The 20,332-nt window shown below is 65.7% G+C and carries 17 protein-coding genes; 9 read left to right on the forward strand and 8 right to left on the reverse strand.

The features are described from left to right. Positions 1–336 precede the first annotated feature (336 nt). The gene (locus ACIBJI_RS37310; protein ID WP_364355631.1) at positions 337–747 is read left to right on the forward strand and encodes a hypothetical protein; all 411 of its coding nucleotides are present in this window, start codon (positions 337–339) and stop codon (positions 745–747) included. A 539-nt stretch (positions 748–1,286) separates the two neighbouring features. On the opposite strand, the gene ACIBJI_RS37315 is transcribed toward ACIBJI_RS37310, so the two are convergent. Both ACIBJI_RS37315 and mce read right to left on the reverse strand, forming a co-directional pair. After that, positions 1,287–2,291 carry a hypothetical protein gene (locus tag ACIBJI_RS37315; protein ID WP_364355634.1) on the reverse strand — a complete coding sequence of 335 codons (1,005 nt, stop codon included), beginning with the start codon at positions 2,289–2,291 and terminating at the stop codon, positions 1,287–1,289. Positions 2,292–2,377: 86 nt separating this feature from the next. Then, positions 2,378–2,851, reverse strand: a complete 474-nt coding sequence (gene mce, locus ACIBJI_RS37320; protein ID WP_364355637.1) for a methylmalonyl-CoA epimerase — start codon at positions 2,849–2,851, stop codon at positions 2,378–2,380. A 199-nt stretch (positions 2,852–3,050) separates the two neighbouring features. Between mce and ACIBJI_RS37325 the strand changes: the two genes are divergently transcribed. The 3 genes from ACIBJI_RS37325 (at position 3,051) to ACIBJI_RS37335 (ending at position 5,606) form a co-directional block, all read left to right on the forward strand. Beyond that, a complete protein-coding gene (locus tag ACIBJI_RS37325) occupies positions 3,051–4,229 on the forward strand; it encodes an acetyl-CoA C-acetyltransferase (RefSeq protein ID WP_364355640.1) in 1,179 nt (392 codons plus the stop codon). 89 nt (positions 4,230–4,318) lie between these two features. Next, positions 4,319–4,696: a DUF3817 domain-containing protein gene (locus ACIBJI_RS37330; protein ID WP_396959830.1), complete on the forward strand. Its 378-nt coding sequence runs from the start codon at positions 4,319–4,321 to the stop codon at positions 4,694–4,696. A 61-nt stretch (positions 4,697–4,757) separates the two neighbouring features. After that, positions 4,758–5,606 carry a tetratricopeptide repeat protein gene (locus ACIBJI_RS37335; protein WP_364355848.1) on the forward strand — a complete coding sequence of 283 codons (849 nt, stop codon included), beginning with the start codon at positions 4,758–4,760 and terminating at the stop codon, positions 5,604–5,606. A 175-nt stretch (positions 5,607–5,781) separates the two neighbouring features. On the opposite strand, the gene glgB is transcribed toward ACIBJI_RS37335, so the two are convergent. Genes glgB through ACIBJI_RS37350 form a run of 3 tightly spaced genes read right to left on the reverse strand, consistent with a single transcriptional unit; the run spans position 5,782 to position 10,651 of the window. Beyond that, the gene (gene glgB / locus ACIBJI_RS37340) at positions 5,782–7,938 is read right to left on the reverse strand and encodes a 1,4-alpha-glucan branching protein GlgB (protein WP_364355646.1); all 2,157 of its coding nucleotides are present in this window, start codon (positions 7,936–7,938) and stop codon (positions 5,782–5,784) included. Then, a complete protein-coding gene (locus ACIBJI_RS37345) occupies positions 7,935–9,938 on the reverse strand; it encodes an alpha-1,4-glucan--maltose-1-phosphate maltosyltransferase (protein ID WP_364355649.1) in 2,004 nt (667 codons plus the stop codon). The genes glgB and ACIBJI_RS37345 overlap by 4 nt, the downstream gene beginning before the upstream one ends. A gap of 38 nt (positions 9,939–9,976) precedes the next feature. Continuing rightward, the gene (locus tag ACIBJI_RS37350) at positions 9,977–10,651 is read right to left on the reverse strand and encodes a LysE family translocator (RefSeq protein WP_396959835.1); all 675 of its coding nucleotides are present in this window, start codon (positions 10,649–10,651) and stop codon (positions 9,977–9,979) included. Positions 10,652–10,781: 130 nt separating this feature from the next. On the opposite strand from ACIBJI_RS37350, the gene ACIBJI_RS37355 reads away from it, so the two are divergent. From ACIBJI_RS37355 to ACIBJI_RS37375, 5 genes are all read left to right on the forward strand, one after another. Continuing rightward, positions 10,782–11,042 carry a hypothetical protein gene (locus tag ACIBJI_RS37355; RefSeq protein WP_364355655.1) on the forward strand — a complete coding sequence of 87 codons (261 nt, stop codon included), beginning with the start codon at positions 10,782–10,784 and terminating at the stop codon, positions 11,040–11,042. Beyond that, positions 11,039–11,413 carry a hypothetical protein gene (locus ACIBJI_RS37360; protein WP_364355658.1) on the forward strand — a complete coding sequence of 125 codons (375 nt, stop codon included), beginning with the start codon at positions 11,039–11,041 and terminating at the stop codon, positions 11,411–11,413. Before ACIBJI_RS37355 ends, ACIBJI_RS37360 begins: the two co-directional genes overlap by 4 nt. Before the next feature lie 112 nt (positions 11,414–11,525). Beyond that, positions 11,526–14,096 (forward strand): alpha-glucan family phosphorylase, encoded by a 2,571-nt coding sequence (glgP, locus tag ACIBJI_RS37365; RefSeq protein WP_396959837.1) that lies wholly within the window; start codon positions 11,526–11,528, stop codon positions 14,094–14,096. A gap of 221 nt (positions 14,097–14,317) precedes the next feature. Beyond that, the gene (locus ACIBJI_RS37370) at positions 14,318–15,679 is read left to right on the forward strand and encodes an NCS2 family permease (RefSeq protein WP_364355663.1); all 1,362 of its coding nucleotides are present in this window, start codon (positions 14,318–14,320) and stop codon (positions 15,677–15,679) included. A 114-nt stretch (positions 15,680–15,793) separates the two neighbouring features. Next, on the forward strand, positions 15,794–16,339 hold the full coding sequence (locus ACIBJI_RS37375; protein WP_364355666.1) for a DoxX family protein: 546 nt from the start codon (positions 15,794–15,796) through the stop codon (positions 16,337–16,339). A 74-nt stretch (positions 16,340–16,413) separates the two neighbouring features. Here the strand turns inward: ACIBJI_RS37375 and ACIBJI_RS37380 are convergent, their stop codons facing one another. The 3 genes from ACIBJI_RS37380 to ACIBJI_RS37390 all read right to left on the reverse strand — a co-directional run bounded on the left by ACIBJI_RS37380 (position 16,414) and on the right by ACIBJI_RS37390 (position 20,052). Then, positions 16,414–17,124 carry a methyltransferase domain-containing protein gene (locus ACIBJI_RS37380; RefSeq protein WP_364355669.1) on the reverse strand — a complete coding sequence of 237 codons (711 nt, stop codon included), beginning with the start codon at positions 17,122–17,124 and terminating at the stop codon, positions 16,414–16,416. Between the two features lie 193 nt (positions 17,125–17,317). Then, the gene (locus ACIBJI_RS37385; RefSeq protein ID WP_364355672.1) at positions 17,318–19,363 is read right to left on the reverse strand and encodes an ATP-dependent DNA helicase; all 2,046 of its coding nucleotides are present in this window, start codon (positions 19,361–19,363) and stop codon (positions 17,318–17,320) included. A 122-nt stretch (positions 19,364–19,485) separates the two neighbouring features. Next, a complete protein-coding gene (locus tag ACIBJI_RS37390; RefSeq protein WP_364355675.1) occupies positions 19,486–20,052 on the reverse strand; it encodes a nicotinamidase in 567 nt (188 codons plus the stop codon). Positions 20,053–20,332 lie beyond the last annotated feature (280 nt).

The following is a 20,332-nucleotide window of genomic DNA, read 5'->3' on the forward strand; positions in this document are numbered from 1 at the left end:
CCCGGGCCGGCACCGCGATCGGCATCCAGCTGCCGATCGTTGGCGTCCGCCACGGACAACGGTCACCGGCTTGACTTTTCAGATTCCACAGAATGATCCGGGTTGTTGTGGCCTTCGAGGGGCCGCTGTTCCAGGACAGCTCAGCCCTGTGGTGACCGCGTCCTGGTTGCGGCGTAGGACCGCCACCGGTCCAAGATCAGAGCACCGACACCATGATCAATTGCCGAGTCCCCGTTCGCAGTTCGAGCGATGGGTTGATCACGGAAAGTGGGACAGATCCGAAAATCTGGCCACTAGCGCTCTTCGAAAATCGGCCACCTATCCACGATCGGAAGGGTGATCTCAGTGCAGGATTGGGCGCAGATCAGGCATCTCCATGCGGGGGAGGGCCTGTCGAGGCGGGCGATCGCGACCGAGTTGAGCATTTCGCGGGATACGGTTTCGTGGGCGATCAAGTCGGAGTTCCCGCCGCCGTGTCAGCGAGCGGCGGGTCCGTCGGCGTTCGATGAGTTCGAGGCGCTGGTGCGGGCATTGTTGGTGGAGTTCCTGGTGATGCCGGCGGCGGTGATCGCCGAGCGGGTGGGCTGGTCGGGGTCGCGGTCGTGGTTTCGTAAGAAGGTCGCCGAGCTGCGGCCGGAGTATGCGCCGAAGGATCCGGCTGATCGGCTCGAGTATCGGCCTGGTGATCAAGCGCAGGGTATTCGAAGAGCCTCGACACCAAGGGCTCGGTTGCCAGCGGCAGGCTGAACACTCACCTGCGGAGCGGGAGCGCGCCCGAGGTCGAAGCGTGGTCTCGGCGTGGGTGAATTCGGGTCAGATCTTCTGGCGGGGTCGGGCGCGGTAGCTGTCGGGTCAGAGATACCGGCTGCGGGTTCTGTGGATTCTCTTGGGGCTGAGGATCTTCGGGAGACAGTGGCTTGACGGATAGCGCATTACGCCAAGCCGCGCGGGACCAGCGCCGAGGCATCGAGGATGCGTCGGCTTCGCGACCGCCGACGTGCGCGTGAGAATCGGAAGTGCGGACGTCGAAACCGGTTACTCGAACGCCGAGAGGTATCTGCTGCGAGATATGGGGTTTTGCGCCGGAGAATCTCTCGGTAGATGCGGAAGTGCGGGCCGAATGTTCCAGGGGCGCTGGGGTCTCGGTGGGGGCGGAATATTGTTGTGGCGGTGTGTGTCCCCGTACGGGCGATGTCCGGACATTAGGAAGGCCGCCCCGGGTGTGGGGCGGCCTTGGTATGAATTCGGTTGGGGTGTTGCGTTTGTCGCCGCTCAGCCCGCCGTTGTCAGTTGCTGATTTCGGCGTTCTCGCGCTCGTCGGCGTCGATGTCGTCTTCCTCGGTCGAGACCTCGGGGATGGCCTTGGTGCGCGAACCGCCGGTGACCGACTTGGTGCCGCCGCCGATGGACTTGCGCTGATCCGGAACACCGTCCAGGAGTTCGCTTTCCCGGTTGACGGCCGCGAGCATGGCGGGCACGGAGTCGAGCTGGCCGCGGATGCCGAGCAGCTGGGCGAGCACTCGGCCGCGCAGCACGCGCATCTCCTCGGCGAGTTCCTTCGCGTGCGCGATCTTGCGCTCGGAGGTCTGAGTGGCGGAGGTGATGAGGCGGTTGGACTCGTCGGTCGCGTCCTTGATCCGCTGGGCGGCCTCGGCGCGGCTGGTGGCCTCGAGCTCCTCCATGGCGCGGGTGAGCTTGGTGCGACGCTCCGCCATGGTGGCCTCGAAGTCCTGCTGGGTCGCCTTGCGCTTGGCATCGGCTTCCTTGCCGAGGCGGTCGGCCTCGGCCTGAGCGGCCTCGATGATCTTGGCGGACTCGGTACGCGCATTCGCCAGGGTCTGCTCGAATTCGATCTCGAGCGCCTCGCGCTTCTCCTTGGTCTCGGCGAGCAGCGATTCGTACTTACCACGCATTTCGGTGGCCTGCTGCTCGGCGATCGACACCATTTCCGCCGCCTCGGCCTGCGCGAGCGCGCGGACTTCGGAAGCCTCGTCGGAAGCCAGTCGCAGCATCCGAGAGATGCGGTCGGACATGCCTTCCGCGGTGGTTGGCGGAACCGAAAGGCGATCGACTTCCTTACGGAGTTCGTCGATCTCGTCCCGCGCGTCCTCCAGCTGGCTGGCGAGGTTACGGGCTTGCGCCGCAGCGGCATCCCGATCTGTGGCGGTGACCCTTAACTCGGCATCGAAACGGTCGAAGTAGTTGCGTACCTCGTCTTGCGCATAACCCTTGCGCACAACGGTGAAGGGCAGTGCAACGAAGCGATTGCGATCGGACTCAGGTGACGACATGGCACACAAACTACAGCCTACTTGCACCTCATGGTGACTCGACCGCGAATGTGATCGGGACGAGATTTTCGGCCTCGATCTTGATACTAGTGCGTAACATTCGCGTTCGGCTCGACCAACTCGATCAGCACACCGCCAGCATCCTTCGGGTGAATGAAATTGATGCGAGAATCGGCGGTTCCGTGACGCGGGGCCTCGTACAGCAAACGCAGACCTCGATCACGAAGATACGTGGAAACGGCCACTATATCGGTGACGCGATAGGCGAGTTGCTGCAGGCCCGGACCGCTGCGTTCGATGAACTTGGCGATGGTGGACTCCGCGTTCAGTGGCGCCAGCAACTGCAGGGCAGTCGCGCCGTCCGGTGCGCCGGGCAAAGACAGCATCGCCTCGTGCACACCTTGGGCCTCGTTCACCTCCCGATGGGTCTCGATCATGCCGAGATTGTCGGCATACCAGGCAATTGCGGCATCCAAGTCGGGTACGGCGATGCCCACGTGGTCGACGGCGATGACGTAGTCGCCGGGGATGAAATTCGACGGGTCGATAACGTTGCTCACCCCTCGAACGTAGCGCCTGATCTGACACAGCCGGCCGGAGGCCGTCATTAGTCCCTTGCGCTTGGCCGAGCGTAGGCGAGGGCACCGCGTACCTGGTAGGGGGCGTTCGAGTAGGACAAGCTACCGTTGAGTACAGAGGTTGACGTCGCGAGTGCTTCGGTGCGCGACGCTGTTCCGATCAATGAATGCGAGGCTCGTCGTGACCACAACCGTGATCGTCTCCGGTGCGCGTACCCCGGTCGGTCGGCTACTCGGGGGTCTGAAGGACTTCACCGGTTCCGACCTGGGCGGTTTCGCCATCAAGGCCGCGCTGGAGAAGGCTGGCGTCGCGCCGGAGCAGGTCGACTACGTGATCATGGGCCAGGTGCTGACCGCCGGTGCGGGACAGATCCCGGCCCGGCAGGCGGCCGTAGCGGCGGGCATTCCGATGGATGTGCCCGCGCTGACGGTGAACAAGGTGTGCCTGTCGGGTATCAACGCGATCGCGCTCGCGGACCAGCTCATCCGCGCCGGCGAGTACGAGATCGTCGTCGCGGGCGGTCAGGAGTCCATGAGCCAGGCCCCGCATCTGCTCGAAAGGAGCAGGGAGGGTTACAAATACGGCGATGTGACGCTGCGCGACAGCATGGCCTTCGACGGTCTGCACGATATCTTCACCGACCAGCCGATGGGTGCGCTGACCGAACAGCGCAACGACGCCGAGCCGGTCAGCCGGGAGGATCAGGACGCGTTCGCGGCGGCCTCGCATCAGCGTGCGGCGGCGGCGTGGAAGAACGGCGTCTTCGATGACGAGGTGGTCCCGGTCTCGGTGCCGCAGCGCAAGGGCGATCCGATCGTGGTGAGCACCGACGAGGGCATCCGCGCGGACACCACCGCCGAATCGCTGGCCAAGCTGCGCCCGGCCTTCCGCAAGGACGGCAGCATCACCGCGGGGACCGCCTCGCAGATCTCCGACGGCGCGGCCGCGGTGGTCGTGATGAGCAAGGAGAAGGCGCAGTCGCTCGGCCTGAGCTGGATCGCCGAGATCGGCGCCGCGGGCGTGGTGGCCGGTCCGGATTCGACGCTGCAGGATCAGCCCGCCAATGCGATCGCCAAGGCCTGTGCGCGCGAAGGCATTTCGCCCGCCGAGCTGGATCTGGTGGAGATCAACGAGGCGTTCGCGGCGGTCGGCATCGCGTCCACTCGCAAGTTGGGCATCGATCCGGAGAAGGTGAACGTCAATGGTGGCGCGATCGCCATCGGGCACCCGCTCGGCATGTCCGGTGCGCGCATCCTGCTGCATCTGGCGCTGGAGCTGAAGCGGCGCGGTGGCGGTATCGGTGCGGCCGCGCTCTGCGGCGGCGGCGGTCAGGGCGACGCGCTGATCATCAAGGTGTAGTTCTCGCCTCCGTCGGCCCGGCGTATACCGGGTCGGCGGAGTTCGGGTGTGACCGGTTCAACTACGACCCGTCGTAGCAGTCCGGCACAATGGTGGCCATGGGCAATTTCTTCGACTTGAGCACCGTGGCCAAGCGGTTCCGCTTCATCGCCGTGCTGGAGGCGATCTCCTGGGTCTTCCTGATCGTCGGCATGGTGTTCAAGCGACTCCCCGACCCGGTGCTGTGGCCGGTCAAAGTGTTCGGGATGACGCACGGCATCATCTTCATCCTGTTCGTCATTACCGCGATTCTCGCGGCCCGTGAGCTGGCCTGGAACACCAAGACCACGGTGCTGGCGCTGCTGTCCAGCATTCCGCCGCTCTTCACCGTGCTCTTCGAGGTGTGGGCCGTGCGCGCGGGCAAGCTCGGTGAGCTGAGCGACACCAGTTCCGTCGACACCGGAGCCCCGGCGTCGGTGACGCCGTGACAAACTGGAAACCGTGACTCGACCTGCTGCCCGCCGCCCCTCGCCAGCCGTCGCCGCCGCCATGTCCGGTGCGGTGGATCTGTCCAGCCTGAAGCAGCCCCCGGCCGGTGCGTCGGGTGCGGGCGGCGGCGGCGACTACGCCGTCTCCGAGGCGGATTTCGAAACGAAGGTGCTGCGCCGGTCCACTCAGGTGCCGGTGGTCGTTGCGCTGTATTCGCAGCGCAGCCCGGGCAGCGTCGAACTGGTCCAGACGCTGGAGCGGCTCGTCCAGGAGGGCGCGGGCGCGTGGGATCTGGCGACAGTCGAGGCAGAGGCCAATATGCGGATCGCGCAGGCGTTCGGTGTGAAGGGCATTCCGACGGTGATCGCGGTGGCCGGTGGTCGGCCGCTCGCGGATTTCGAGGGCGCCCAGCCGGAGCCGCAGGTCCGGCAGTGGTTGAGCGCGGTCGTCGATGCGGTCGGGGGTCAGCTCGAGGGCGGTGAGCAGCCCCAGGCGGTCGAGGACCCGCGTTTCACCGCCGCAGAGGCCGCGCTCGAGCGGGGCGACTTGGCCGGTGCCGAAGCGGCCTATGAGGCGATCATCGCTGCCGAGCCGGGCAATGAGGAGGCGAAGAGCGCACTGCGTCAGTTGCGCTTCCTGTCCCGTGCGCAGGCCATTTCGGACTCCGCGATCGCCACTGCCGATGCCGATCCGGCGAATGTCGACGCGGCCCTGGAGGCCGCCGATGTCGAAATGCTGAGGCAGCAGCCCGAGGCCTCGTTCGACCGGTTGATCGCGGTGATCAAGAAGACGGCGGGTGATGATCGAACCAAGGCCCGCACCCGGCTGCTCGAACTCTTCGAATTGTTCGACCCGGCAGAGCCTTTCGTGGTTGCCGCGCGCCGCAAGCTGGCTGCCGCACTGTACTGACCCAGCCGCCGCGGCGCGCATGGCATGGGCGGATAGTGTGCGCCGATGCGGTCGCCGGACCTATCCGCCGATCGTATCGGCGCGGTCGATTGCCGGGCGCGGTTATTGGCAACGCAATCGCGCTGCTGGGTAGCGAACGTTGTGGGGACTGGCGCAGCTGAACACTGCTGGTGGCTTATTTCTCCGGTGCGAGCCAGATCGCGGTGTTCGGGGCCAGCGCTACGGTGGCCGAAGCCGGTCGACCGTGCCATGGCGCATCGGTCGCCTTGACGCCGCCCAGGTTTCCGATGCCCGAGCCGCCGTATTCGACGGCGTCGGTATTGAGGATTTCGCGCCAGGTGCCGGCGCTCGGCAAGCCGACGCGGTATTCGCCGTGCACCGAGCCGGAGAAGTTGAAGACGCAGGCGATGACCGAACCGTCGGAGCCATAGCGCAGGAAGGCGATCACATTGTTTTCGCGATCGTCGGCCTGGACCCAGGAGTAGCCGCCGGGGCTGGTGTCCTGACTCCACAGCGCGGGATGGGCGCGGTAGACCGCGTTGAGATCTCGGACGGCGGCCGTAATGCCCTGGTGCAGTGGGTTTTCCAGTTCGCGCCAGTCCAAGCCGCGATCGTGTGACCATTCCCGGAACTGGCCGAAATCCTGGCCCATGAACAGCAATTGCTTACCGGGATGCGACCACATGTAGGCCAGTAGTGCGCGCACGCCCGCCGCCTTGGCGAAGTCGTCGCCGGGCATTCTGGTCCACAGGGTGCCCTTGCCGTGCACGACCTCGTCGTGGCTGATGGGCAACACGTAGTTCTCGCTCCACGCGTATACCAGCGAGAAGGTGATCTCGTTGTGGTGCCAGGAGCGGTGGATCGGATCGCGCCCCAGATAGCCCAGGGTGTCGTGCATCCAGCCCATATTCCACTTCATGGTGAACCCGAGACCGCCGACATCGGCGCCGCGGGTAACACCCGGCCAGGTGGTGGATTCCTCGGCGATGGTGACGACGCCGGGATGGTGGCGGTGCACGGTTTCGTTGAGGTCCTGCAGGAAGTCGACGGCCTCCAGGTTCTCCCGACCGCCGTGCACATTGGGTTCCCATTCGCCTTCGGCGCGTGAGTAATCCAGGTACAGCATGGACGCGACCGCATCGACGCGCAGTCCGTCGATATGGAATTCTTCGATCCAGTACCGCGCATTGGCGACCAGGAAGTTGCGCACCTCATTGCGGCCGAAGTCGAAAATATAGGTGCCCCAGTCGAGTTGCTCGCCGCGACGCGGGTCGGCGTGCTCGTAGAGCGCGGTGCCGTCGAAGCGTGCCAGCGCCCATTCGTCGCGGGGGAAGTGCGCGGGCACCCAGTCCAGCAGTACGCCGATGCCTGCCGCGTGCATGCGGTCGACGAAGGCGCGGAAATCGTCGGGGGAGCCGAAACGGGCGGTCGGCGCGTAATACGACGTGACCTGATAGCCCCAGGAGCCGCCGAACGGATGCTCGGCGATCGGCAGCAGTTCGATATGGGTGAATCCGGCCGAGCGTACGTAATCGGCTAGCTGGTCAGCCAATTCGCGGTAGCCGAGGCCGGGACGCCAGGAGCCCAGGTGCACTTCGTAGACGCTCATCGGGGCGCGGGTCGGGTCGGTGCGTTCGCGGGCCGCGACCCAATCCCCATCGGACCACACGTAATTGCTTTCGGTGACCACCGATGCCGTCGCGGGTGGCAGCTCCGTCGCGAAGGCCAGCGGATCCGCATGATCCACGGTGCGTCCATCCGCGCCGTGCAGCCGGAACTTGTACTTGGTGCCGACGCCGACCCCCGGCACGAAAACCTCCCAAACCCCGGAGGATCCGAGCGAACGCATCGGTGCGGTATTCCCGCTCCAACCGTCGAAATCGCCGATCACGGTGACACCACGGGCATTCGGTGCCCAGACGGCGAACGACGTCCCGTCCACCTCGCCGTCGAGGGTGGTGTAATGACGCGGATGCGCGCCGAGCACCTCCCACAGGTGTTCGTGACGGCCCTCCCCGATGAGATGCAGATCCAGCTCACCGACGGTGGGCAGAAAGCGGTAGCCGTCCGCACTGATGATCGTCTGTCCGCCTTGGTAATTGGTGACGATGCGATAGTCCATCAGGTCCTGATGCGGCACGACACCTGCGTAAATGCCGTGTCCCAACGACTTCAGCGGATGATCGACGCCGCCGACCCGGGCGAACACGGTATCGGCGTGCGGGCGCAACACTCGCACGATCGTGCCGTCGGGGTGGGGGTGCGCGCCGAGCACAGTATGCGGATCGGCGTGGGTGCCCGCCGCGAGCAGCATCAGATCGCGGCGTTTCATCGAAATGTCCTCCGGAAGGCCAGTTCCGCGCGCGCCTGCTGTGATACCGCGGGCAGCGTCAGAATATGGGCGACCGCGCGGGCCGGATCCAGGCGCACGTAATTGGTCTGCGCCCAGTGGTATTCCTCGCCGCTGACCTCGTCGAACACCACCGGATGGTCGTGCCATTCGCGGCCGATGGCGGGCAGGTCGAGCGAGATCATGCCCCATTCGACCCCATAGGGATTCAGATTCACCACGACCAGCACCGCGTCACCGCTGACCGGATCGACCTTCGAATAGGCCAGCAGCGCGTCGTTGTCGACGTGATGGAAGTGGACGCAGCGCAATTGCTGCAGTGCCGGATGCGCGCGGCGGATCTCGTTGAGCCGAGTGATCCACGGCTCCAATGATTCTCCGCGCGCGAACGCCTCGGCGAACGGGCGTGGGCGCAGCTCGTACTTCTCCGAATCCAGGTATTCCTCGCTGCCCGGGCGCACCGCCTGATGCTCGAAGAGTTCGAATCCGGAGTAGACACCCCAGGTCGGTGCCATGGTCGCGGCCAGCGCCGCGCGGATGGCGAACATGCCGGGACCGCCGTGCTGCAGGCTTTCGTGCAGGATGTCGGGGGTATTGACGAACAGGTTCGGTCTGGCCTCGTCGGCCTTGGCCGCCAGTTCGTTGCCGAATTCGGTCAGCTCCCATTTCGCGACGCGCCAGGTGAAATACGTGTAGGACTGGCTGAATCCGCGGCGGGCCAGTCCGTAGAGCCGCGCCGGTCGGGTGAATGCCTCGGACAGGAAGATCACGTCCGGATCGGTGCGCCGCACGGTCGCGATCAGCCATTCCCAGAAGTCGGCTGGTTTGGTGTGCGGGTTGTCGACGCGGAAGATTTTCACGCCCAAGCCGATCCAGTGTCGGACGACGCGCAGCACTTCCGCGTACAGTCCGTCCGGATCGTTGTCGAAGTTGACCGGGTAGATGTCCTGGTACTTCTTCGGTGGATTCTCGGCGTAGGCGATGGTGCCGTCCGGGAGGGTGGTGAACCACTCCGGGTGCGCGGCGACCCACGGGTGGTCCGGTGCACACTGCAGTGCCAGGTCGAGCGCTACCTCGAGGCCGAGTTGGGTTGCGGTGGCGACGAATTCAGCGAAGTCGGCGGTGCTGCCGAGTTCGGGATGGATTGCGTCGTGCCCGCCCTGCTTCGACCCGATCGCCCACGGAGATCCGACATCACCGGGTTCGGCGGCGAGCGTGTTGTTGCGGCCCTTGCGGTTGATCTCACCGATCGGGTGGATCGGCGGCAGGTAGACCACATCGAAGCCCATGCCCGCGATACGCGGCAATTCCTTTGCGGCGGTGGCGAAGTTACCGTGGATCGGGTTGCCCTCGGCATCGCGGCCGCCGGTCGAGCGCGGGAAGAATTCGTACCACGAGCCGTACAGTGCGCGTTGACGTTCCACCAGTATCGAGTGCTGCGGGCCGCGAGTGACCATGTCCCGCAACGGCGTATCGCGCAGAATTTCGGCGACGTCCGAACTGAAGGCGGGGGCGACCCGGGCGGGCAGCTGTTCGTCGGTGCGCAAAGCCGTCGCGGCGGCGCGCAAGCGCTCGAACTGCTTCTTTGGCACCGCCTGCGCGGCCCGCTCGAACAGCCGGGCGCCTAGCTCGAGGTCGTTGGCGAGATCCGCGGCGCTCTGCCCGACGGCGAGTTTCGCCTCCACCGCTGCCCGCCAGGTGGCGATCGGATCGCTCCAGCCCTCGATGCGGTAGGTCCATGTGCCGGGCAGGTTGGGTACGAAGGTGGCGTTGAAGACATCCGGTTCGTAGTCCGGCGTCATGCGAATGCGGGTGATCCGCGACGAGCCGGGGCCGCGCACCGCGAGCGTGGCGGAGACGGCGTCATGGCCCTCGCGCCAGACCACGGTGCGCACCGGAAAGACCTCGCCGACCACGGCCTTGGCCGAGCGGCCGCCGGGTATCGCAGGGGCGGTGTCATCGATTGCGATGCGGCCGGTCACGTCGACCAACCTACCGGGTGCCGGGCGGTTGGACGGGATCAGCGTGCGTCGGCCGCCAGACCGAGACCGAGTGCGACCAGGATCGCGCCGAGCGCGCGCTGCACCCGCTGGCGGATTCCGGTTCGCCGCAGCCAGGTCCCGGCGTGGTCGGCGGCCAACACGATGCCGATGCACCAAGCGGTATCGATGACCAATTGGATGCCCGCCAGGATCAGCACGGTCGGCAGCACCGGCCCGCTCGACGGCAGGAACTGCGGCAGGATCGTCAGGCCGAAGACGGCGGCCTTCGGATTCGCCGCGATCGAGATCAGCGAGGCGCGGAAGGCCGAACCGGGGGTACGGCCGGTCGGCAGTAACTTGGGCGCCCGGGGTTGGGAGCCGGCGGGGCGGGTAAACGCCGTGCTGCCGAATTCGTCGTCACCGCGGGCACCGCGCCAAGCCTGCACGCCGAGCCAGATCAACACCAACGCCCCGATGACGTGCACCGTCGTGTTGATGAACCGGTTCGCGACCAGCAGCACCGACAGACCCGCGCCACCGGCGAGCGTCCACCCGAACACCCCGATCTCGTTCCCGGCCACCGCCGCCAAGCCCGCCGCGCGACCGTCCCGCACGGCGCGTTGGAGGAACAGCGCCGTCGCCGGTCCCGGCAGTGCGGCCAGGATGAAGCAGGCCAGCAGGAACTGGGGGAGCACATCGATCCAGTGCGGCATCAGGCGATGCTCTCACCCGCCCGGGTTGGTCGCGAGCCATTATTCGGTCTGGGCGTCGGGGCCAACGGCATCGCGTCCGCCCGATACTCAACAGTATGAAATGTTCATACTGTTGAGTATCATGCTGGTCATGGCGCGTATTACAATCTCGATCCCCGACGACCTGGCTGCCAAAGCGGATCGCGCGGTCGAAGCGGGACTAGCGTCCTCCGTATCATCGTGGTTCGCCGCGCTGGCCCGTCGGGAACCCGACTGGGCCGCCGCTGAGGCCATCCTCACCGAACTCGCCACCGAGGCTGGAGTCACCGACGCCGACCGAGAAGAGGCCGGCGCTGCTCTTGACGCTGCCGAGGCCGCCGCAGCGGCGGACCACCTCGGCGGTGCTGCATGATTGTGCTCGACTCCGGAGCATTGATCGGCCTCGAAAAACGCAACTCCCGCGCAGTCGCGGTGTTGCAAGAAGCTACCCGGCGGAATTACCAAATCCTCATCCCCGCAACAGTTCTGGCACAGACATGGCGGAACAGCCCACGTCAGCATGCGATTTCGTGCCTTTTGAAGGCGCATACGGTCACCGTCGCCGGACTCAGCGAGACCCACGCCATCGCGGTCGGCGCGTTGCTGGCCGTCACTGGAACTGCTGATGTGGTCGATGCACACGTGATCGTGCTTGCTCGTGCCGTGCAGTCGATCATGGTCGTAACCTCCGACCCCGACGACCTCACCGCCCTCGACCCTGCGGTGCGGCTGCATGTGGTCTGATGGTCGGGGTCTGCCCCTCCCATTGACCGTGACCGCGGATGCGGCGGATCTGGTCAGGTGACCTGGGCAGCTGGAGCCCCCAGGTGTCGCGGCATTCGGTAGGGTTCGGCAGGTGAAGGCACTCCGTCGTTTCACCGTCCGTGCCCATCTGCCCGAGCGTTTGGCGGCCCTGGGCGAACTTTCCACGAATCTGCGCTGGTCGTGGCATTGGCCTACCCAGGACCTGTTCGCCGAACTCGACGCCGAGCTGTGGCGCGAGCTCGGACACGATCCGGTGCGGATGCTGGGTGAGGTCCCCGCGGCGCGGTTGGACGAGCTCGCCGCCGACGCGGACTACGTCGGGCGCGTGGATGCCGCGGCCGCCGATCTGCGCGACTATCTGACGCGACCGGGCTGGTTCCAGCGGCAGACCGACGAACCGGTGCGCGGTATCGCCTACTTCTCGATGGAGTTCGGCGTCACCGAGGTACTGCCGAACTATTCGGGTGGCCTCGGGATTCTCGCCGGTGATCATCTGAAGTCCGCATCGGATCTGGGGCTGCCGCTGATCGGCGTCGGATTGCTCTACCGCTCCGGCTACTTCCGACAGTCGCTGACCGCGGACGGTTGGCAGTCCGAGCACTATCCGGCGCTGGATCCGCAAGGGCTGCCATTGCGGCTGCTGACCACCGAAGGTTCGCCGGTGCTGATCCATGTGGCCATGCCCGATCAGCGGGTGTTGCGGGCGCGGGTATGGATAGCACAGGTCGGGCGGGTGCCATTGCTGCTGCTGGATTCCGATATCGCCGAGAACGATCCGGAACTGCGCGCGGTCACCGACCGGCTCTACGGCGGTGATCAGGACCATCGAATCAAGCAGGAGATCCTGGCCGGTATCGGTGGGGTGCGGGCGGTGCGCGCCTATACGCGAGCTGCGGGGGTGCCGGATCCCGATGTGTTCCATATGAACGAGGGCCACGCCGGATTCCTCGGCGTCGAGCGGATCCGCGAATTCGTCTCGGCCGGACTGGATTTCGACACCGCGCTCACTGCGGTGCGGGCCGCGACCGTGTTCACCACGCATACGCCGGTGCCCGCGGGTATCGACCGGTTCCCGATGCCGTTGGTGCGCAGGTATTTCGGCGGTGGCCACGGCGAATCCGAATCCGCCATGCTGCCAGGGCTTTCCGTCGACCGGATCGTCGCGCTCGGTCGCGAGGCCGACCCGTCGGTGTTCAATATGGCGCATATGGGCTTGCGGCTCGCCCAGCGCGCCAATGGTGTTTCCAAACTGCACGGCGAGGTGAGTCGCGCGATGTTCGCGCCGCTGTGGCCCGGCTTCGACGCGACCGAGGTGCCGATCGGATCGGTCACCAATGGTGTGCACGCCCCGACCTGGGCCGCGCGCGAATGGTTCGACAAGGCACGCGAACATATCGGTCCGGAGCTGGTCGAGGAGGCGCGTGGCTGGGAGAAGCTGCGCGACTTCGACCTGGGTGAATTGTGGTCGACCCGGAATACGTTGCGCGCTATCCTCGTTGCCGAGGTGCGCCGGCGGGTCCGCGCGTCCTGGTTGCAGCGCGGTGCGGCTTCGGCTGAATTGGGTTGGGTCGACAGCGTTTTCGATCCGAACGTATTAACCGTCGGTTTCGCGCGCCGGGTGCCGACCTACAAGCGGTTGACCCTGATGCTGCGCGATCCGCAGCGCTTGCGTGCGCTGCTGCTGGATCCCGACCGGCCGATGCAACTGGTCGTCGCGGGGAAAAGCCACCCTGCCGACGATGGCGGCAAGGCGCTGATTCAACAGGTCGTGCGGTTCGCCGACGATCCGGAAGTGCGTCATCGCATCGCCTTCCTGCCCGACTACGACATGTCCATGGCTCGCTACCTGTACTGGGGTTGCGATGTCTGGCTGAACAATCCGCTGCGTCCGCTGGAGGCCTGCGGCACCTCCGGTATGAAGTCCGCGCTCAACGGCGGACTCAACCTCTCCATCCGCGACGGCTGGTGGGATGAGATGTACGACGGCGAAAACGGTTGGGCCATACCGACCGCCGACGGTGTCTCCGATGAACACCGCCGCGACGACCTGGAGGCCGCCGCCCTCTACGACCTGTTCGAACGCACCGTCGCACCGCGCTTCTACGACCGCGACGGCTCGGATATGCCGGTGCGCTGGGTCGAGATGGTGCGCCACACTCTGCAAACGCTCGGCCCGAAGGTGCTGGCCTCGCGCATGGTTCGCGACTATGCCGTCGAGTACTACACTTGCGCCGCATCCGCCGGTCGACGCGCGAGCGCCGACGAATTCGCTGGTGCCCGAGCGGTTTCGGAGTACCGCCGCCGAGTCGAGGCCGCGTGGTCCTCGGTCAAGATCATCCAGGTCGACAGTGCGGGCCTGCCCGACACTCCGATCATCGGCGCCGACCTCTCTCTCGCCGCCCGCATCGACCTCGGCGGACTCACCCCCGGCGACGTCACGGTCCAAGCGGTACTGGGCCGCGTCTCGCCGACCGACGACCTCTCCGACACCACCACCTTCCCCATGACCCACACCGGATCCGATTCCGGCGTAGACCGTTTCACCGTCGAAACCCCGGTGCCCCTGTCGGGCGCCGTCGGCTACACAGTCCGCGTACTCCCTCACAACGAATTACTCGCCAGCGATGCCGAACTGGGCCTGGTAATCGCCCCGAACGGCTAATCGACCGCGCTGCGCTGGTGTAAGGGTCGCATGCTGGACCCACTCCGAGCTCTCGGCGAGTTGGACCAGGCCTTTCAGGTCCCAGGGGAGCGGGTCTGAGATGGCGACCGTGACGCTGCTCACGGAAACCTCTACCTGCTGATGGGCCGGGTTCTGGGGAGCAGTGAATTGTCGGCTACCGTGCCCTGGCACCCCTGTACTTGTTTTCGACTGGAGAGCTCATGGTCACCGACGTTCTGACGCGAACCCGAGGACGCCTCGACGCGTACTTCGGCATCAGTTCGAACGGTTCGACCATGAAGCGCGAGCTGATGGCCGGAACCATCACCTTCCTCGCCATGTCCTATGTGCTCGCCGTGAATCCATCGGTTCTCGGCGACGAGGGCACGCTCGGTGCCAAGGGCATTCCCATGCAGGCGGTCTTCACCGCGACGGCCGTCGCCGCGGTCTTCGGCACGCTGGTCATGGGGGTGTGGGCCAGATATCCGATCGCGCTCGCACCGGGCATGGGCCTGAATGCCTTCTTCGCCTATTCGGTGGTGCTCGGGATGGGAATCCCGTGGCAGGTGGCGCTGTCGGGGACCTTCCTGTCCGGCGTGATCTTCTTCGTACTCGCGATCACCAAGGTGCGCGAACGCATCCTTAACGCGATTCCGATGCAGATGAAGCTCGCCGTCGGCGCGGGCATCGGCATGTTCGTGGCATTTCTCGGCCTGAAGAACGCGGGCATCGTTGTCAATAGCGAGGCCACCCTCGTCACCCTCGGCGACTTCACCAAGGGCACCACGCTGCTGGCACTGTTCGGTCTCGTGATGACCGTGGTGTTCCTGGTCATCGGCTGGCACGGCGCGGTGCTCTACGGCATCGTGCTCACGGCCATTGTGGGTGTCATCAGTGGTTTAGTCGATCTGCCCACGGGTGTCGTGGCGATGCCGACGGGACTCGAGCACACCTTCGGCCAGGCGATCATCCACCTGCCCGATGCATTCACCGGCCAGATGGCAGTCGTCATTCTCACCATGCTCTTCGTCGACTTCTTCGACTGCTCCGGCACCCTGATCGGCGTCGCCAACCAGGCCGGACTGCTCGACAAGAACGGCAAACTGCCGCGTGCGGCCAGCGCACTCGCCGCGGATTCGGTGGGCACCATGGCGGGTGCGGTTATCGGCACCTCGACCACCACCGCCTACGTCGAATCGACCGCGGGTGTCTCAGCGGGCGGACGGACCGGCATGACTGCCGTGACCACGGCGGGGTGGTTCCTGATCGCCATGTTCTGCTACCCGATCTTCGCCGTGGTCGCCGGTTCGGCGGCCATTACCGCGCCTGCGCTGATCGTGGTCGGCGTGCTGATGGCCCGCGCGCTCGGCGAGATCGACTGGAACCGTCTGGAGTACTCGATTCCGGCGTTCATCACCGTCGTCATGATGCCGCTGACCTACTCGATCGCGAATGGCCTGGCGATGGGCATGCTGTTTTATCCGATCGTCATGGTCGCGAAGGGACGAGTCAAAGAGGTGCATCCGGCGATGTGGGCGCTGATGGTGATGTTCCTCGGATATTTCTTCTTCCTCGCGAAATAAGTCGCGCCTATCGCGCGGTTGGGTCGTTCTGTGCGATAATCGGACCGCAGTCCGCTTCATTGCCGAGGCTAAACAAGCCATTTGTTCATAACCGATGCGCGAATGAGGACCAGCATGAATACCAACGGCACACTCGAACGCTCCACCAATCCGAGTGGCGCGACCCTCGACAACTCTGCCGCCGATATCGGCCTGCTGGTGCTGCGCGTCGTCTTCGGCGGCCTGCTCGCGGCGCACGGCGCTCAGAAACTGTTCGGCTGGTTCAGCGGCATGGGTTGGAGCGCCAACGCCGCCGCCTTTGATTCCATGGGCTACAACCCTGGAAAACTGTTCGGCACCCTCGCCGGACTCAGCGAATTCACCGGCGGCATTCTATTGCTGCTCGGCCTGCTGACACCGCTGGCCTCGGCCATCGTGCTCGGCACCATGATCAATGCGGTCAATGCCACCTGGGGTGGGGGGCTGTTGACCGGTAAGGGCTACGAAACGCCCTTGCTGTTCGCCGCCGTCGGTGCGGCTGTCGCTTTCACCGGCCCCGGCAAGTTCTCCCTCGACCACGGCCGTCCGTGGCACCGTCAGGGCATTGTCTGGGGTGGTGCCGCCATCGCGGTGGCCGTGGTCGCGGCTGTCATCACCTTGATCCTCAAGTGGACGCTCTGATCTCGTAACAGATCGCGGCGCGGTGACCGGGGGTGCTCGCCGCGCCGCGAATTCATCTGGGTTGGCAACCGTTTTCACGTTTCGTCCGAGTGCGGGTGCAGGACCAGAACCGTGGTCGCTCCATGGTGGAACTCGTAGGCCGTCTCCCGGAGCGACGAGCGGATTCCCTTGTCGTGCAATTCTTTTCGCAGATGTGCGACCAGATCGTCTTGGCGTGCGCCGGTGTGATCGACGAGCGGATAGAGGCGAGTCTCGCCCGCGGACACTCGGGAGAGTTCGAGCAGGGATGCGAGATGGAAATCCGGATCGAGTCGGTCGGCGTAGGTGAAGAGCAGATGTGAGCTCAGGGCCAGATCGAAGCTGTTGTCGGGAAAGGGAAGTGACGGCAACACAGCCGCGACGTATCGGTCTCGATGAGCAGTGAGGTCGGCGCCGAAGCGAGCCGCCGCGGCCAGGCGGATTGCTCGGTGCTGTTGCGGATCGCCGTAGAAATCCCACCGGTAGCGGTCCAGATGTGCTGTTGCCCAGATGTTTCCGCGATTGGTTTCGGAGACGGCGAGGGTGCGCAGTTGCTCCGCGGGTTGGGCGTAGATCGGATCCGCCGCGATGACGGTGGCCCCGAGTTCACACGCCTGCGCGGTGAAACTTGCTGCGCCGCCTGGGCAGTCGAGGATGTGTCCGTCGAGGTCGGCTTCGGTGAGTGCAAAGATTGCCCGGTATTCATCCAAAGATCTTGCGCTGATCAAGAATTCGCCGAGTGTGCCGATATCTGGCTGGTGCGTCATTGGGAAACGGTCTCACGGGTGCACCGGCGGTGACAGGGATTTGTGGTGTCCCCGCGCCGCGTGCAGGGCTTGGCGCGGGGATCGCCGATACGTCCGGTGTGGGAATTGGGGTTCCACCGACGTACCGATTCTCAACTTACTTCTGCCTGGAAATATTGGCATCCTTTGTGAGTGGTCTCACAGTGTGTGCAGCTCAGGCGCTTGCGGCGGCGAGTCGCCGCAGCGCTTTGGTGACGACTTCGGGATCGGCGGTCTCCCAGTACGGCGGCAGTGACGCCCGCAGATAGGCGCCGTAGCGCGCGGTCGCCAAACGAGAATCCAGGATCGCGACGACGCCGCGGTCATCGACGCTGCGTAAGAGCCTGCCGGTGCCCTGGGCCAGCAGCAGCGCGGCGTGATTAGCCGCAACGGTCATGAAGCCATTGCCACCGCGCGACTCGACGGCCCGCTGTCGCGCGGTCAGCAGCGGATCGTCGGGGCGCGGGAACGGGATCCGATCCAGGATCACCAGACTCAGCGACGGACCGGGCACGTCGACGCCCTGCCACAGCGACAGCGTGCCGAACAGAGAGGTCTCGGGGTCGTCGGCGAACTTGCGCACCAGCGCGCCGGTTGCGTCGTCCCCTTGACACAGAACGGGAGTATTCAGCCGCTCGCGGAGTGCGTCGGTGGCCGCGCGTGCGGCTCGCATCGAGGAGAACAGCCCGAGCGTGCGTCCACCCGCAGCGTTGATCAGCCGCTCGATTTCGTCGAGGTAGGCCGGTGCCAGACCGTCTCGTCCGGGGGCGGGCAGATGCTTCGCGACATAGAGAATTCCCGACTTGGCATGGTCGAACGGCGAACCCACATCGAGCGAACTCCAGCGCACGGTCTCCGCGTCCGAGGGCGCCTCGGCGCCGTTTGCGGTTGCCGTATCGCTGCGGTTGGCCGATTGTGCGGGCAGGCCCCAGGTGATGGCTAGTCCGTCGAAAGAGCCGCCGATCTGCAGGGTGGCCGAGGTCAGCACGACGGTGGCGGTGCCGAAAAGTCGGCTGCGCAGTAGCCCGCCCACCGACAGCGGCGCCATCCGCAGCGTGCGCCGGGTGACGCCGCGGATCTCGTCGGCGGCGAGCCAGATGACATCGTGACGCTTGGCCGGATCGGATTCGTCGAACGCGGTCAACGCGCGCACCGCGCCGTCGTGCACCTCATCGATGGCGGCCAACGCCTGGGTGCGGGCGGCAGCGCTTTCCGGATCGCCCTGTGCGGTGGTGCCGCCCTGCGGCGCGAGCGCGGTACGGGCATTCCAGGCGGCATCGCGGACCAGTGCGAGCACCGGCGCGATGCCATCGGGCAAGGTGTCCCAGCGGGCGGCGGGCAGTTCGTCGAGCACCGTGTGCCAGGCCTCCCCGGCCTCCTCCAGCCGGTCCACTTCCTGCTGGTCGATGAGTTTGGCGCAGCGCCGGGCTGCGGCGCTGATCGTCGATGCGGCCAGTTCGGCGGTGGCGACGCCGGTGACCCGATCGACCAATTCGTGCGCCTCATCGATGACGACCACATCGTGTTCGGGCAGCACCTGGATGCCGCTGATCGCATCGATCGCGAGCAGGGCGTGATTGGTCACCACCACATCGGCCTGCGCCGATTCGGCTCTTGCCAGTTCGGCGAAGCAGTCCTGGCCGAACGGGCAGCGCGACTTGCCGAGGCACTCCCGCGACGACACGCTGACCTGCCGCCAGGCCCGATCGGTGACGCCGGGAGCGAGCTCGTCCCGGTCGCCGGTTTCGGTATTCGATGCCCATTCGTTGAGCCGCTGCACCTCCCGGCCCAGCCGCGAGATGGCGAATGCGTCGAAGAGTTCGGCCTCCGCGGGTTCGTCCGGAATCACGCTGTTGATCTTGTTCAGGCACAGATAGTTATTGCGCCCCTTGAGGATCGCGAATTTCGCCTCCCGCCCGAGCGGCTTGCTCAGCGCCTCGGCCAGTCGCGGCAGGTCCCGGTCGACGAGCTGACGCTGCAGCGCGATCGTCGCGGTCGACACCACCACGGTCCGGCCGGTTCGTACCGCATGACGCAGGCTCGGCACCAGATACGCCAGCGACTTCCCGGTCCCGGTGCCCGCCTGCACCGCGAGGTGTTCCTTGGTATCGATGGCGTGATCCACCGCCGCCGCCATCGTCACCTGCCCGACGCGTTCCTTCCCGCCGAGCGCGCGCACGGCGGTGGCCAAAAGCTCGGGAACGGGAGGCAGTTCGGGCACGCGACGAGCCTACTGCTTCGGACCGACACCGATAACCGCCCGATCGGATCCTCGGCCTGCTTCGCGCATCTTCCGAACGCGAAACCGGCGTGTTCTGCGGAAGGTCGGGTGGAGGGTCTGCGCTAGCGAATGACCGAGCCCTCGATATCCACCCCCGCCGCACGCATGCGATCGAGTGCGGCGGTGGTCGTATCGGGTGCGACGCCAGCGGTGAAGTCCAGCAGCACCCTGGTGTCGAAACCTTCGATGCGGGCGTCCAGAGCGGTGGCGCGGACGCAGTGGTCGGTGGCGATGCCGACGATGTCGAGTTCATCGATGGCGCGCTCACGTAGCCAGTCAGCGAGGCTGGTGCCGTCCTCGGTGGCGCCCTCGAAACCCGAATAGGCGGCACTGTATTGGCCCTTGGAGAAGATCTCCTGGATCTGCTCGGTATTCAGGGCGGGGTGGAAATCCGCGCCGGAGGTGCCGACCCGGCAGTGCGGCGGCCAGGTGTCCAGGTAATCCGGATGGTCGGAGAAATGGCCGCCGGGATCGATGTGGTAGTCGCGGGTGGCCACGACCGCGCTGTAATGCGCGGAGTCCAGGTAGCCGGTGATGCGCTGGGCGACCGTCGCCCCGCCGGTGACGGCAAGGGACCCGCCCTCGCAGAAGTCGTTCTGCACGTCGACGATGATCAACGCTCGGTTCATGTCGACCTCACCTTCCCAGGATCTAAGCGCCGAAGGTGTAAACACTCGGGCCCCTGTCTGTGGATTACATTGTGCCGCCTGATCGCTCGGGCGGGCTACCAACACTCGGAGGTCCACGTGAGCAGTACCGCCAGAATTTCGATCGCACTCTTCGTCGGCTACACGGCCTATCTCGCCACCGCCTTTCTGCTGGGTGACCGACCCGATGGGGTAGGTGACTGGGTGCCGCTGCTGATCAAGGGGTTCCTGATCGTGCTGGTAGCGATCTCCTTCGTGGAAT

It is taken from the genome of Nocardia sp. NPDC050408, assembly GCF_044458905.1.
Taxonomy (GTDB): domain Bacteria; phylum Actinomycetota; class Actinomycetes; order Mycobacteriales; family Mycobacteriaceae; genus Nocardia.

Excerpts from the sequence above, each read along its gene's own strand:
- ACIBJI_RS37315 (WP_364355634.1), bottom strand. The coding sequence starts at position 2,291 with ATGTCGTCACCTGAGTCCGATCGCAATCGCTTCGTTGCACTGCCCTTC.
- ACIBJI_RS37330 (WP_396959830.1), top strand. The coding sequence starts at position 4,319 with ATGGTGGCCATGGGCAATTTCTTCGACTTGAGCACCGTGGCCAAGCGG.
- ACIBJI_RS37335 (WP_364355848.1), top strand. The coding sequence starts at position 4,758 with ATGTCCGGTGCGGTGGATCTGTCCAGCCTGAAGCAGCCCCCGGCCGGT.
- glgB (WP_364355646.1), bottom strand. The coding sequence starts at position 7,938 with ATGAAACGCCGCGATCTGATGCTGCTCGCGGCGGGCACCCACGCCGAT.
- ACIBJI_RS37350 (WP_396959835.1), bottom strand. The coding sequence starts at position 10,651 with ATGCCGCACTGGATCGATGTGCTCCCCCAGTTCCTGCTGGCCTGCTTC.
- ACIBJI_RS37355 (WP_364355655.1), top strand. The coding sequence starts at position 10,782 with ATGGCGCGTATTACAATCTCGATCCCCGACGACCTGGCTGCCAAAGCG.
- ACIBJI_RS37360 (WP_364355658.1), top strand. The coding sequence starts at position 11,039 with ATGATTGTGCTCGACTCCGGAGCATTGATCGGCCTCGAAAAACGCAAC.
- ACIBJI_RS37370 (WP_364355663.1), top strand. The coding sequence starts at position 14,318 with ATGGTCACCGACGTTCTGACGCGAACCCGAGGACGCCTCGACGCGTAC.
- ACIBJI_RS37375 (WP_364355666.1), top strand. The coding sequence starts at position 15,794 with ATGAATACCAACGGCACACTCGAACGCTCCACCAATCCGAGTGGCGCG.
- ACIBJI_RS37380 (WP_364355669.1), bottom strand. The coding sequence starts at position 17,124 with ATGACGCACCAGCCAGATATCGGCACACTCGGCGAATTCTTGATCAGC.
- ACIBJI_RS37390 (WP_364355675.1), bottom strand. The coding sequence starts at position 20,052 with ATGAACCGAGCGTTGATCATCGTCGACGTGCAGAACGACTTCTGCGAG.